The organism is Pseudomonas sp. 9.1(2019), assembly GCF_009910445.1.
GTDB lineage: Bacteria > Pseudomonadota > Gammaproteobacteria > Pseudomonadales > Pseudomonadaceae > Aquipseudomonas > Aquipseudomonas paraversuta.
Genome location: NZ_VBWF01000005.1, coordinates 185,640 through 199,778, shown reverse-complemented (window position 1 = coordinate 199,778; position 14,139 = coordinate 185,640). Strand labels below are relative to the sequence as shown.

General features: G+C 59.0%; 8 protein-coding genes and 1 pseudogene. 5 read left to right on the top strand and 4 right to left on the bottom strand.

Annotated features, from left to right (window positions below; genetic code table 11):
* Positions 1 to 3: 3 nt before the first annotated feature.
* Together FEZ21_RS06910 and FEZ21_RS06905 are read right to left on the bottom strand one after the other, a co-directional pair.
* Complete coding sequence (locus FEZ21_RS06910) at positions 4 to 321, bottom strand: hypothetical protein (RefSeq protein WP_003443937.1); 318 nt, start codon at positions 319 to 321, stop codon at positions 4 to 6.
* Positions 322 to 531: 210 nt separating this feature from the next.
* The gene (locus FEZ21_RS06905; RefSeq protein ID WP_003443940.1) at positions 532 to 2,970 is read right to left on the bottom strand and encodes a Lon protease family protein; all 2,439 of its coding nucleotides are present in this window, start codon (positions 2,968 to 2,970) and stop codon (positions 532 to 534) included.
* Positions 2,971 to 3,242: 272 nt separating this feature from the next.
* Here FEZ21_RS06905 and FEZ21_RS06900 point away from each other — a divergent pair, with 272 nt between their 5' ends.
* From FEZ21_RS06900 to FEZ21_RS06885, 4 genes are all read left to right on the top strand, one after another.
* Complete coding sequence (locus FEZ21_RS06900; protein WP_003443943.1) at positions 3,243 to 3,731, top strand: DUF3015 domain-containing protein; 489 nt, start codon at positions 3,243 to 3,245, stop codon at positions 3,729 to 3,731.
* A gap of 78 nt (positions 3,732 to 3,809) precedes the next feature.
* A complete protein-coding gene (locus FEZ21_RS06895) occupies positions 3,810 to 5,663 on the top strand; it encodes a DUF4105 domain-containing protein (protein ID WP_127196768.1) in 1,854 nt (617 codons plus the stop codon).
* A gap of 15 nt (positions 5,664 to 5,678) precedes the next feature.
* Positions 5,679 to 5,978, top strand: coding sequence for a chorismate mutase (locus FEZ21_RS06890; protein ID WP_029612191.1), 300 nt, complete (start codon positions 5,679 to 5,681; stop codon positions 5,976 to 5,978).
* Between the two features lie 142 nt (positions 5,979 to 6,120).
* On the top strand, positions 6,121 to 6,615 hold the full coding sequence (locus FEZ21_RS06885; RefSeq protein WP_003443952.1) for a GreA/GreB family elongation factor: 495 nt from the start codon (positions 6,121 to 6,123) through the stop codon (positions 6,613 to 6,615).
* On the opposite strand, the gene gdhA is transcribed toward FEZ21_RS06885, so the two are convergent.
* Together gdhA and ettA are read right to left on the bottom strand one after the other, a co-directional pair.
* Positions 6,612 to 7,949 (bottom strand): NADP-specific glutamate dehydrogenase, encoded by a 1,338-nt coding sequence (gene gdhA / locus FEZ21_RS06880; RefSeq protein WP_003443954.1) that lies wholly within the window; start codon positions 7,947 to 7,949, stop codon positions 6,612 to 6,614. The two genes, FEZ21_RS06885 and gdhA, sit on opposite strands and share 4 nt — an antisense overlap.
* A gap of 303 nt (positions 7,950 to 8,252) precedes the next feature.
* Positions 8,253 to 9,920 (bottom strand): energy-dependent translational throttle protein EttA, encoded by a 1,668-nt coding sequence (ettA, locus tag FEZ21_RS06875; protein WP_003443957.1) that lies wholly within the window; start codon positions 9,918 to 9,920, stop codon positions 8,253 to 8,255.
* Positions 9,921 to 10,906: 986 nt separating this feature from the next.
* Between ettA and FEZ21_RS06870 the strand changes: the two are divergent.
* A pseudogene (locus FEZ21_RS06870) lies at positions 10,907 to 14,077 on the top strand (EAL domain-containing protein); the annotation flags it as partial.
* Positions 14,078 to 14,139 lie beyond the last annotated feature (62 nt).

Below are 14,139 nucleotides of genomic sequence, written 5' to 3'. Positions count from 1 at the left end.
GGCCTAGCGGGAGGCGTGACAGCGTCCACCGTTGATCTGGCGCAACTGGGCCTGCACGTGCAGGCACCAGATCTGCGGGTCATCGGCAAGCCGATAGCCATGCAGCGTCAGGCTTTCAACGATTGATTCCAGAATGGTTTCGGCCACGAAAGGACCGGGGAACGGACCCTGGGCTTTGATCGTAGTCGGCTGCTCGCCTGCCAGACCGGCAGCAAACAACAGCGTCCACATCCCGGTATTGCCTGCCAGCGGACGAATGCTGCATTCAATACGGGTGACCAGACCCAGGCATTGGCGGGTAAGACAAAGGTTGCGCGACATGGCGGCGACCCTCGGTAAATTCTGTCATCAGCCACGCACTACGGGCTGTATCATTCCAGTGACGACAGTGGAAGTCCTGCATTGAGAATAGAGGAAGAATCTGACAGGAGAGGCTGCCATGACAAACGGATGCCCTGGCCGCTGCAGGAACGAGCTTGTGCAAGCCGTGAAAGGCTCGCGAGCAAGCTCGCTTCTACAGTTGCCCCAGCGTCAGGCCGGCTTTTTAGCCGCCAGCGCCTCGGCAAGTAGTTCCTTTTCGGCTTCCTTGAGGTCCTCGTCGTTGATCATCTCGGCAATCGCCCGCAATCTTTCAACCACCCGGGCATTTACGCTGCCTTCCGGAAACTGACCTTCGGCATCCGGTTCACCGGCCGGCTCGCCGACCAACAGGCTCAACGCCTCATCCGCCTGGCGTACCGCGTAAACGTGGAACTTGCCATCACGTACCGCCTGCAACACCTTTTCATCCAGCATCAAGGTCGCCACGTTGGCTTGCGGGATGATAGCGCCCTGCTCGCCCGTCAGACCACGCGCCTCGCACAGACGGAAGAAGCCTTCGATCTTCTCGTTGACCCCGCCCACCGCCTGCACTTCGCCAAACTGGTTGATCGAACCGGTGATCGCAAAGCACTGCTTGAGGGCTGTTTTGGACAGCGCCGAAATCAACGTACAGGCCTCACCCAGCGAGGCACTGTCACCATCGACGTAACCGTAGGACTGCTCCAGCGCGATACTGGCCGAGATCGCCAGCGGGAACTCCTGGGCATAACGGCTGCCCAGATAACCGGTCAGAATCATCACGCCCTTGGAGTGAATCGGCTGCCCGAGGTTAACCTCGCGCTCGATGTCGACAATGCCGCTGCCCCCCGGGTACACCGTGGCGGAAATCCGCGCAGGCACACCGAAGGCCGAGTCCCCCACTTCAAGTACCGTCAGGCCGTTGCACTTGCCGACCGCCGCCCCATCGGTGTCGATCAGAATGATCCCGGCCAGCATGTCGTCAAGAATCCGCGCCGAAACCCGGCCGGTACGGGTGGCCTTGGCTTTGAGCGCCCGCTCGATGTGTCCGGCATCCGTCATCTCGTCGTTGGCCAGATGGCGAATGAAGTCTGCCTCGCTGACCAGCTGGAACAGATCACCGATACGCGCCGACAAACGCCCCTGATGCTCGGCAAGACGTGCGCTGTAGGTCGCCAGACGCGCAACGGCATCAGCGGTCAACGGCGCCATGCCCTCTTCCGAGGTGCGGGTGGTGAGCAACTGGGCGAACTGCTCCAGGCTCTCGTCGACCATCGGGATGTCTTCATCGAAGTCCACCAGCACCCGGAACATCTCCTGGAAGTCCGGATCCAGATCCTGCAGCGTGTAGTACAACTGGCGGGCACCGATGATGATGACCTTGACCTGCAACGGAATCACTTGCGGGTTGAGGGTGATGGTGGCCAGGCGGCCCATCTCGCCCAGCGGCGACTCCATCTTCAGCTTGCGCGACTGCAGGGCACGCTTGAGAGCATCCCAGACAAAGGGTTCGCTGAGCATTTTCTCGGCTTCAAGAATCAGAAAGCCGCCATTGGCCCGGTGCAGTGCCCCGGGACGCAGCTGCCGATACGTGGTGTACAGCGCCCCCTGGTCAGTGCTGTATTCGATGCGGCCAAACAGGTTGTCGTAGGTCGGGTGCGGCTCAAACACCACCGGTGCGCCGCCGCTCATGGGCTGGCCCACCACCAGGCTCGGCAGGTACTGCTCTTCGAGCAACTTGCGGGCCTGGGCATCGGTTTTGCTGTCGTCGACCAGTTGCTCGACCACAGTCTTCAGCAGGTACACCTGCATGGCCTGCATATAACCGCAGACCGCACCATTTTCGGCGTACTTTTGCGACAGCGGCGCCAGCAAAGGTTGCAGCGCCAGGGTGATGGTTTCTTCGTTCAGGTGGCGTAGCTGGTTGTTCGATTCACGCTTCCACTGCGGCAGACTCGCAAGCTCTTCATTCAGCCGCTCCTCAAGCCCGGAAATATCCTCGTGGAACCGCTCACGCTCTTCGTCGGGCAATTGCGAAAACTCGGCCTCGTCCAGCGCCTTGCCCTCGCTCATCGGGGTAAAGGCCACGTTGCTGCTGTCGCGATACAGCGCCACGCCTTTTTCCAGCGCCAGACGCTCGATCACATCCAGGGCACGGTCGTAACGCTGATTGAAACCGCGATCGATGGCGCTCTTGCGTTGCTGGTAAGTCGGGTGTTCAAACACCGCCGGAAAGGTCGCCAGCAGGTTGTCGATCAAACCATTGATGTCGCTGATGAACGCACCGGCGGTGCTCGCAGGCAGCTCCAGTGCGCGCGGCTCGCGCGGCTCGTCGAAATTATTGACATAGACCCAGTCGCTGGGTGACTTCAGGCGTTTGCCCTCGGCCTTGAGGTAGCGTTTGACGAACGAGAAGCGTCCGGTACCCGGCTCGCCCATGACAAATACGTTGTAACCCGGACGTGGCATGGCCACGCCAAATTGCAGGGCTTCGACCGCTCGCTCCTGGCCGAGAATGCCGCGAAAAGGCTCCAGATCATTGGTGTTGGAGAAGCTGAACTGTTCAGCGGAGAACGGACGGGTTAGCGCGTCAGGCGCTAGACGCAAGCTGGCAGCTACAGGATCAGGCATCGGGCTTCCTTACATCGGGCGGGGCAGATGAACGCATTCTGGCGCTGGCTGTATCCCACTGGCAAGGCGCATAGCACTTGAAAAATCAGGGCCCGGTATTTACAGGCTGAAAATGTGCCCGATCGAAGATTGTTTTACAAAATTTCACGGAACCGTCCGATCGTGCCTAGACTCCTACTTGTTACGCGGCTGGATTAATAACCGGCCCGTTCTGGCGCTTCTGGGCCAGACACCCTTGTCCATTGGTTGCACACTCATAGAGAACAAAGCTTATGAAACGGATTCTTCTTGGTACTCTCTTTACTGTTGTTTCCCTCAATGCCATGGCGCAAGCACCGGGTGGCCCGAACTGTGGTTGGGGCAACATGTTGTTTGAAGGTCAGCGCGGCACACCGGCTCACTTCCTCGCATCAACCACCAACGGCACCTCCGGCAACGCTACCTTCGGTATGACTTCCGGGACCAACGGCTGTACGACCAAGGATGCCCTGACTTACGGCGGCAAATCGTGGATTGCCATGAACGGCATGATGAACGAACTGTCCGAAGACATGGCCAAAGGCAATGGCGAAGCACTGACCACCTATGCGGTGGTACTGGGTGTGGCCCCTGAAGACCGCGATCATTTCGCAGCTGTCACCCACGAGCACTTCCAGCAAATCTTCAGCAAAGCCGACGTAACCGCTGACGATGTACACACCAACACTCTGGCCATCCTCAAAGGCGACGCACGCCTGGCGAAATACGCAACTGCTGCGTAACAAATGAGCACCGCCCGCTCCTCCCGGAGCGGGTATTCTCCAGCTTCACTTCTATTTGTCTGACAACAGTTGCCCACCATGCTCAAACGCCTTGCCTATCTGGCGCTCTGTGCCTGCGCCCCGCTGTATGCCGCACCTCATATTGACGATCAACGAGTGCAGCAACTGGCCAACGATCCGTTCTGGATCTCCCTGGGCCATTATGAAGCCCGCAAACTGGGCGGCTGGCGCAGCTATGTCAGCGATGACAAATTCTTTCTCGCCAAAGACGGCGCCGAGCATCCGGATGCCGAACTGCGCGCGACCCTGACGGCGTTGTATGCCCCCCTGAACCTGGGAGACAAGCACCCGCAATGCGTATACCCGGCACGCACCCGCTGGCTCAAGGCCCAGCTGAACCTGACCGACCTGCCCAAGGCCGAGTGCGCAGAGTTCAGCCAGTGGTTTAAAGATGTGGCTCCCGACAGCACGGTGATGATTTTCCCGGCGGCCTACCTCAACAGCCCGTCGTCGATGTTCGGCCACACCCTGTTGCGTATCGACCAGGCCGACGTGCAGAGCAACAAGACCGCGCTGCTCAGCTATGCGATCAACTTCGGCGCCTACATTGAAGGTTCCGACAACAGTATTCTGTATGCCTGGAAAGGTTTGGCCGGCGGCTATCCCGGCCTGTTTGCCCTGGTGCCCTACCAGGAAAAGCTCTCGGAATACCGCAGTCTCGAGAACCGCGACCTGTGGGAATACCGCCTGAATCTGACACCCGAAGAAACCCAGCGCATGGTCGAACATGTGTGGGAACTCAAACAAATCCAGTTCGACTATTTCTTCTTCGACGAAAACTGTTCATACCGCTTGCTTGAACTGCTGCAAGTAGCGCGCCCCGGCTTGCAACTGACCAGCCAGTTCCCGCTGACCGCGATCCCCACCGACACCGTGAAAGCGGTAAAGGAAGCCGGGCTGGTGGAAAGCATCGAATATCGCCCGTCCCGCGAGCGTGAACTGCTGGATCGCGCCAAGGTGCTGGACCCTGAAGAACAGCAATGGGTACTGCAGGTCAGCGCCGATCAGGCCCAGCTGCAAAACCCGCAATTCAAGGCGCTGCCCAAAGAGCGTCAGGCGCTGATTATCGACGCGGCCTATCGCCTTGAACGCTACCGGGCCAATGGCCTTGAGCGGGACACGGAGCGCTCACAGCGCAGCTTCGAACTGCTGCGGGCCATTAACCAGAATCCCGCGCCCGGGCTTGAGGTCGAAAAACCCGAACTGCCCGAAAACGGCCACGAGTCGCGCACCTGGCAGCTGGGCGCCGGTAGCCGGGACGACAAGGCGTTTGCCGAATACGGCCTGCGCATGGCCTATCACGACCTGAACGACAACGCTCCGGGATTTCCTCTGGGTGCCCAGATTGAAATTCTGCAACTCAAGCTGCGTCAGTACGAGGGTAATCACTGGCAGGTCCAGCAGCTGGACCTGGCCAATATCCGTTCATTGACCCCACGCAACGACTTGCTGCAGCCCTGGTCCTGGCAAGTAGGTGGCGGGCTCGAGCGCGTCCTCGGCAAGCACGGCGACGAAAACCTGGTAAGCCACGTCAATGGCGGCGCAGGCGGCACCTGGCAATTGGGCGAAAATATGCTGGGATTCGCCCTGGGCACCCTGCGCGTAGAGCACAACAACGACTTCGCGGCCTTTGTGTCGCCAGCGGCGGGCTTCAACACCGGTGTGTTGTGGCGCAATCCGCTGGGCAACCTGAGCCTGGAAGCCAAAGGCGACTACTTCACCAACGGCGAAATCCGCCGCAGCCTGAGCCTGAACCAGCAATGGGAAGTGTCACGCAACCTCGGGCTGCGATTGACCGCACAACGTGAGTTCAGCCACCTCAGCTCCCCGGTGAACGAAGTCATGCTGGAACTGAAGTGGTATCACTACTGAATGGAGTTTAAAAACATGGCAGTCACCTGTGATTCCCTTGAACAAGTGCGCGGGCAGATCGACCGCCTCGATCGCCAGATCGTCAGCCTGATCGCCGAACGCGGAGCCTATGTCTCCCAGGCCGCAGGCTTCAAGAAAGACAGTGCAGCGGTGAAAGCGCCACAGCGGGTTGAACAGGTTATCGCCAAGGCCCGCGCCCTGGCAGAGGAGCTGGGAGCCAACCCCGATGTCACCGAAAGCGTCTACCGCGCCATGATTGCTGCTTTTATCCAGCAGGAGCTGGCAGAGCATGCAGCGTTGCAGCTGGCTGACTAAATAAAACTGTAGGCGCGAGCTGTTCGCTGCTGGATTGAAAAAGCTCGCGAGCAAGCTCGCTCCTACAGGTTTCCTGGCAAACCAGTCTGAACCCTGATTCCGGCGCAGGCTCTAAAGCCTACAGCCCCGGAGGGACACCGCCATGAGCCGCGCATTTGTCAACGAAGACACCGCCGCCGAGCAGGCCAATACGCCGATTGAGCGCCAGATCAGCGACCAGCCCAACTATGTCACCGCTGCCGGCCTTGACCAGTTGCAAGCCAAAGTCAGCGAATTGCAGCGCCAGCACAGTGCCGAGTCCGCCCGCCGCGATGACGCCGACAAACAGCGGTTAGCCGAGATTGAGCGCGACCTGCGCTACTACAGCCAGCGGCTGCAAAGCGCCCACGTGGTCGCCCCTGCGACATCAACGCAAAAGGTGCAGATTGGCAGTTGGGTAACCTTTGCCGAAGAATCGGGCAATGAACAACGGGTGCAACTGGTGGGCGAGGATCAGGCCGATGCAGGCCAGGGGCTGATCAATTGGGGCTCGCCCCTGGGTCGCGCGCTGCTGGGCGCGCAACTCGGAGATGAAGTGCTGTGGTTTCGGCCCGCAGGGGATCTGCAGGTCGAAATCATCAGGATTGATCCGGCTTAAACCACGCCCTGGGCCAGCATCGCGTCGGCAACTTTGACGAAGCCCGCAATGTTGGCGCCTTTCACGTAGTTGATCCGGCCGTTCTCTTCACCGTAGTGCACACAGGCGTGGTGGATCGACTGCATGATGTTGTGCAGCTTGCTGTCCACCTCACCCGCCGTCCATAGCAGGCGCATGGCGTTTTGTGACATTTCCAGACCGCTCACTGCCACGCCGCCGGCGTTGGAAGCCTTGCCCGGGGCAAACAAAATACCCGCTTCGATAAACATGTCGACCGCCTCGAGGGTGGTGGGCATGTTCGCGCCTTCAGCCACGCAGACGCAGCCATTGCCGAGCAAAGTGCGGGCGGCATCGGCGTCCAGTTCGTTCTGGGTGGCGCATGGCAGCGCGATGTCACAGGCCAGGTTCCACGGATGCTGGCCGCTCAGGAACTCCAGACCAAACTGGCCGGCAAGTTCGCTGATACGCCCGCGCTTGACGTTTTTCAACTCCATCAACGCCTCCCACTGCTCCTCGCTCAAGCCGGCTTCGCAAAATAGCGTGCCTTCGGAATCCGACAGCGAGATCACCTTGCCACCCAGGTCCATGACCTTACGGGCCGCATACTGGGCCACGTTGCCGGATCCGGAAATCGCTACACGCTTGCCATCAATGCGCTGGCCACTGCGCTTGAGCATTTCCTGGGCGAAGTACACGCAACCGAAGCCGGTGGCTTCCGGACGGATCAGGCTGCCGCCATAGCTCATGCCCTTGCCGGTCAACACCGAAGTAAACTGGTTGCTCAGGCGTTTGTACTGACCAAACATAAAACCGATTTCACGTGCCCCCACACCGATGTCGCCTGCCGGAACGTCAACATCGGAACCGATGTGGCGGTACAGCTCACTCATGAAGGCCTGGCAGAAGCGCATCACTTCAGCATCGCTTTTACCTTTTGGATTGAAATCCGAGCCCCCTTTACCGCCGCCCATTGGCAACGAGGTCAGGGAATTCTTGAAGGTTTGCTCAAAGGCCAGGAATTTCAGAACCCCCAGGTTCACCGACGGGTGGAAACGCAACCCGCCCTTGTAAGGGCCAATGGCGCTGTTCATCTGGATCCGGAAACCGCGGTTGACCCGCACTTTGCCTTCGTCATCGACCCACGACACGCGGAACACAATCGCCCGCTCGGGTTCACAAATGCGCTCGAGAATGCCTGAAGTCAGATAGTGCGGATTGGCTTCAAGAAACGGCCACAGACTGCGCAGAACTTCTTCTACGGCCTGATGGAACTCAGGCTGGTCAGGGTCGCGTTTTTTCAGGCGGGCAAGGAAGTGGTCGACGGATTCGATCATGGAAAAGTCTCGGCAAATTTGTTGTCGTTAGAAGCTGATTGCCCAGAACCTTATCAACTCATGAAGCACCGCGACAGCGCAAAATGTCGCAGTTATGAATTTAAATGGTGCTTTTATATAAATTAGTCCAGTTAAAGCAGTCATTGCGCACCATAAAAGTGATTCTTGTACCCAGTTTTGCACCAACTGAAACCCGCCCCCAGGCGCAACCTTCGTTCCTCGTAGGCAACTACGGAAATCATGCCTGTCTGCACAAAAAAAAACGGAGCCCCGAGGGGCTCCGTTGTTTCTTGCAAACCGGCCTTACTGGGCCAGCTTCTTGTGACGTACACGGTGCGGCTGGTTGGCCGCTTCGCCGAGACGCTTTTTACGATCAGCTTCGTACTCGGTGTAGTTGCCTTCAAAGAAGACCGCTTGCGAGTCGTCTTCGTACGCCAGGATGTGAGTCGCGACGCGGTCAAGGAACCACCGATCGTGAGAGATCACAATGGCAGCGCCCGGGAAGTCCAGCAGCGCTTCTTCGAGCGAACGCAGGGTCTCAACGTCAAGGTCGTTGGACGGTTCGTCGAGCAGCAGCACGTTGGCGCCCTCTTTCAAGGTCAGGGCCAGGTGCAAGCGACCACGCTCACCGCCGGACAGGTCCTTGACGAACTTCTGCTGATCGCCACCTTTGAAGTTGAAACGGCCTACATAGGTACGCGACGGGATTTCGTAGTTACCAATGCGGATCACATCAGAACCATCAGAAATGGCCTGGAACACAGTCTTGCTGCCATCCAGGTCGTCGCGGCTCTGATCCACACAGGCAAGCTGCACGGTTTCGCCGATTTCGATGCTGCCGGAGTCCGGCTGCTCTTTGCCCATCAGCATGCGGAACAGGGTCGACTTACCGGCACCGTTACCGCCGATCACGCCAACGATGGCGCCTTTAGGCATGGAGAACGACAGGTTGTCGATCAGCACGCGATCGCCGTAGCCCTTGGACACGTTCTTGAATTCGATAACCTTGTCACCCAGGCGCGGACCGGCCGGGATGTAGATTTCGTTGGTTTCGCTGCGCTTCTGGAATTCCTGCGATTGCAGTTCTTCGAAACGTTGCAGACGGGCCTTGGATTTCGACTGACGAGCCTTGGCGCCTTTACGGACCCATTCCAGCTCGTCTTTCATGGCCTTTTCATGGGCCGACTGCTGCTTGGATTCGGCAGCCAGACGATCGGACTTGGCTTCAAGCCAGCCCGAATAGTTGCCCTCGTAAGGAATGCCCGCACCGCGGTCAAGCTCCAGAATCCAGCCAGCTACGTTATCCAGGAAGTAACGGTCGTGCGTAATCGCAACCACGGTACCCGGGAAATCGTGCAGGAAGTGTTCCAGCCAGGCCACGGAGTCAGCGTCCAGGTGGTTGGTCGGTTCGTCGAGCAGCAGCATGTCCGGGGCCGACAGCAGCAGGCGGCACAAGGCCACACGACGCTTCTCACCACCGGACAGGTGTTCAACCTTGGCATCCCAGGCCGGCAGACGCAGTGCATCGGCAGCGACTTCCAGCTGGCGCTCCAGGTTGTGACCGTCGCTTGCCTGCAGAATGGATTCGAGCTTGGCCTGTTCTGCAGCCAGCTTGTCGAAGTCGGCATCCGGGTCAGCGTATTCAGCGTAAACCTGATCCAGACGCGCTTGCGCATCCTTGATCACGCTAACGGCTTCTTCAACCACTTCACGTACGGTTTTGTTCGGGTCCAGCTGCGGCTCTTGGGGCAGGTAGCCGATGTTCAATTCCGGCATCGGGCGTGCTTCGCCGTCGAACTCGGTGTCCACGCCAGCCATGATTTTCAACAGGGTGGATTTACCCGAACCGTTCAAACCGAGCACGCCAATCTTGGCGCCCGGGTAAAACGACAGGGAGATGTTTTTCAGGATTTCCCGCTTCGGCGGAACAACTTTGCTCAGCCGATGCATGGTGAATACGTATTGAGCCATGGAGAACCTAGCGTCAGTGACTGATGAATAAGGCGCGAGCATTGCCGGATCAGGCAATAGGAAAAAGTCAGGGACTGATATGCATCAATACCTGCTGACCGTATATGCCTGAGTGTAGGCGCTCGAATAACCGGCAAAGCTACCTGAATGCGTTGATCAGGGCAAACCAGAGCAAAGCACAGGGCTGGCACTTTGCCACAACCCAAGGCATGCTAGGCGCCCTCTGGGCGTCCGGCTTATAGTGCGCGCGCGCCTTGTTTGCCAAACCGCAGGATCACAGCTTGCCCAATGTCACCCCGCCAACACTGCCCCGCAAACCAGGCCAACTCCTTGGCACACCTGTGCGCGGCACGTTAAAAGGCGCACTGGCAACCCTGGTCCTGTTGCTGCTGGCAATGCTGTTCTGGCTATTGATTGAACAGTTCCGGAACGCGATCCAGCAGGAGCGCCTGTCGAGCATCAATTACAGCGCAGACCTGGCCGACCACATCAACCTGAGTATGGAACTCAGGGCCGAAACCGCCCTCAACCTGCTGCCTGCCTATGCCCCCCCCAAAGATTCGCTCCAGCTACAGGAGCTGCTCGAACGGCTGCGCCAAACCTTGCCGCCCCTGCAAAGCCTGGCCTTATTGAGTCCAGCCGGAGAAGTGCTGCTCGACAGCACGGGCATCAGCCCCGATGCGGCCTACCTGGCCGACTGGATAAAAAACATCCGGTTGTACAGCCGTACAGCCGGGTATTTTTACGGCAACAACAGGGATGCCAGCGTTGCTTATCTGTTGTTGCGCCAGACCGGTGACACGACCAACGGTTACTGGCTGCTGCGCATGACCCCGGATCTGCTGCAAAACCTCACGCGCCAGACCCTGAACAGCAACCGCCCCCAATGGCAGGTCGAAAACACCCTGACGGATCAGGTGCTCAGCACCAGTACCGCTCCTGTCACCCGGGTATCAAGCTCCGATCCCCGGGACATGGATGACACAGTACTGCTGACCCCCTTGCGCAACAGCGACTGGCAGTTGCGCGGGCTGTTCAATGACCAGATGGCGGCGCAACAGCTGCTACCCGGGCTGATTGGCAAATGCTTGCTCGGCCTGCTGTTCTCGATGCTGCCGGTGATCGCACTTTTGAATATGCGCCGCCGCCAGCGCCAGCTGCACGAAGGCCGGCGTCGTTATCACGATATTTTTGAAGGCACCGGCGTCGCGCTCTGCGTGCTCGACCTGTCCAGCCTGCCTGGCTTTCTTGAGCGCGAAAAAATCCAGGACAGCCATGCCCTCAAACAATGGCTGAACAACCAGCCGCAGCATCGGCGCCAGCTGTTTGAACAATTGCGCATCACCGAAGTGAACCAGGTCGCCATGCAGTTGCTGGAGGTCGAATCCGAGGACGGCGCCTGGTCAAAACTGATCAGCGGCGCCCCTCAAGCCGGCTCGGCCATTGGTTATCAACTGGTCGAGGCCGTGCTCAACCGGCTGCAACAACTGGAGCTGGAAATCAAACTGGCCGACGCCGGGGGGCGTGACCAGCATTTATGGCTGGTGCTGCGTCTGCCCGATACCCGCCTGGACTATCACGCGGTCATTCTGAGCATTACCGACATTACCAACCGCAAGCTGATCGAGCTGTCCTTGCAGGAGCGCGAAAGCTTTTGGTCCGACGTGGTACGCACCGTGCCGGACCACCTGTATGTGCAGGATGTCACCAGCCAGATGATGATTTTCAGCAATCACCATCTGGGCCACACCCTGGGCTACAACGCCGCCGAGCTCAAGCAAATGGGCGCTTATTTCTGGGAGCTGCTGCTGCACCCCGACGACGCCGGGCACTATCACGAACTGCGCCACCAGCAACGTCACGGCAACTATGTGCGCCGGTTGCAATGCCAGTTGCGCTTTCGTCATCGCAGTGGCGTCTGGCGCAGTTTTGAGATTCGCGAACAGGCTCTGGCCCTGGGTACCGGGGAGCAGGTAACGCGGATTGTCGGGGTTGCCAAAGACATCACCGACCAGATCGAGGCCAGCGAATCGCTGCGCGACAGTGAGCAGCGCTACCGGATGCTGGCGGAAAGCATCAGTGATGTGATTTTCTCCACCGACAGCAGGTTATGCCTGAATTACGTCAGTCCGTCGGTACAGACTGTGCTGGGCTACGACGCGCAATGGGTGTTCAACAATGGTTGGCAATCGACCATCGCCAATCCGCAACAACTGGCGGGTATCTACAGCCTGCTGGCGCGGGTCAGCGCTGCGCTGGACACCCCCGAGCAACTGGCGCCCCTGCGCACTCAAGTGCAAACCCAGGTGTTCCTGCTCGACTGCTTGCGGGCTGACGGACGCAAAATCCCCATCGAGCTGCGTCTGGTACTGGTGTGGGACGAGAGCAATACGTTCGAGGGCATCCTCGGCGTTGGCCGCGATATCAGTCAGCAGCGCAACGCAGAAAAAGACCTGCGAATGGCGGCTACGGTATTCGAACACTCGACCTCGGCGATCCTGATAACCGACCCGGCCGGCTATATCGTCCAGGCCAATGAGGCCTTTAGCCGGGTCAGCGGTTACGCCGTAGCGCAAGTGCTCGACCAGTTGCCAAGCATGCTGACCGTGGATGAACAGCAACAGGCGCATCTGCGTTACGTGATCAAGCAACTCAATCAGCACCGCTCATGGGAGGGCGAGGTGTGGCTCAAACGCCGCAGCGGCGAACACTACCCGGCATGGGTCGGGATCACCGCGGTGCTGGACGATGAAGGCGACCTGGCCAGCTACGTGTGTTTTTTCAGTGACATCAGCGAACGCAAGGCCAGTGAGCAGCGGATCCACCGCCTGGCCTATTACGATGCCCTGACCCACCTGCCCAACCGGACACTGTTTCAGGATCGCCTGCACACCGCACTGCAACAGGGCGACCGGAACAAGTCGTGGGTGGTCCTGATGTTCCTCGACCTCGACCGTTTCAAACCGATCAATGACTCCCTGGGGCACGCCGCCGGCGACCGCATGCTCAAAGACATGGCAACCCGCCTGCTGGCCTGTGTTGACGACGACGATACCGTGGCGCGCATGGGCGGGGACGAGTTCACCCTGCTCCTGCAACCACGGGCAACCCGTCAAATAGCCCTGAACCGGGCCATCAGCGTGGCCGAACAGATCCTCGCCAGCCTGGTACAACCCTTTGTCCTCGAAAGCCGTGAATTCTTCGTCACGGCCAGTATCGGCATAGCCCTGAGCCCGCAAGACGGAAACGAACTCAGCCAGTTGATGAAAAACGCCGATACGGCGATGTACCACGCCAAAGAGCGCGGCAAGAACAACTTCCAGTTCTATCAGGCCGACATGAACGCCAGCGCCCTGGAACGCCTGGAACTGGAAAGCGATTTGCGCCATGCCCTGGAGCAGGAAGAATTCGTACTCTATTACCAGCCGCAATTCAGTGGCGACGGCAAACGCCTGACCGGGGTTGAAGCACTGTTGCGCTGGAATCACCCGCGCCGCGGACTGGTGCCGCCCGGGGATTTTATCCCGGTGCTCGAAGAGCTGGGCCTGGTGGTCGACGTCGGTGACTGGGTGCTGGCCGCAGCCTGTCGCCAACTCAAACACTGGCATCAGGCCAAGGTGCGGGTGCCCAAAGTCTCGGTCAATATCTCGGCGCGCCAGTTTTCGGACGGCCAGTTGGGCAACCGGATTGCCAACATCCTCAAGGAAACGGGCCTGCCCCCGGCGTGTCTTGAGCTCGAGCTGACCGAAAGCATCCTGATGCGCGAAGTCAGCGAGGCGCTGCAAATTCTGGCCAGCCTAAAAAATCTCGGCCTGAGCATTGCCGTCGACGACTTCGGCACCGGCTATTCATCGCTCAACTACCTCAAGCAATTCCCGATCGACGTACTGAAAATCGACCGTACCTTTGTCGACGGTTTGCCCTGTGGCGAGCAGGACGCCCAGATTGCCCGGGCCATTATTGCAATGGCCCACAGCCTGAATCTGGCGGTCATCGCCGAAGGCGTCGAGACCCACGAACAGCTGGTTTTCCTGCGCGAGCACGGCTGCGACGAAGTCCAGGGCTACCTGCTGGGACGACCGCTGCCGGCACACCAGTTAGAGAAACAGTTACTGGCCAAGCAGCGGCACACTGCCAGTGATGAATTACCCATTTGAAGTGGCCGTTACCTGCTTGCAGTTTGATCAGGAACGCCGTGAATCGCTTTCATATGCCAGAT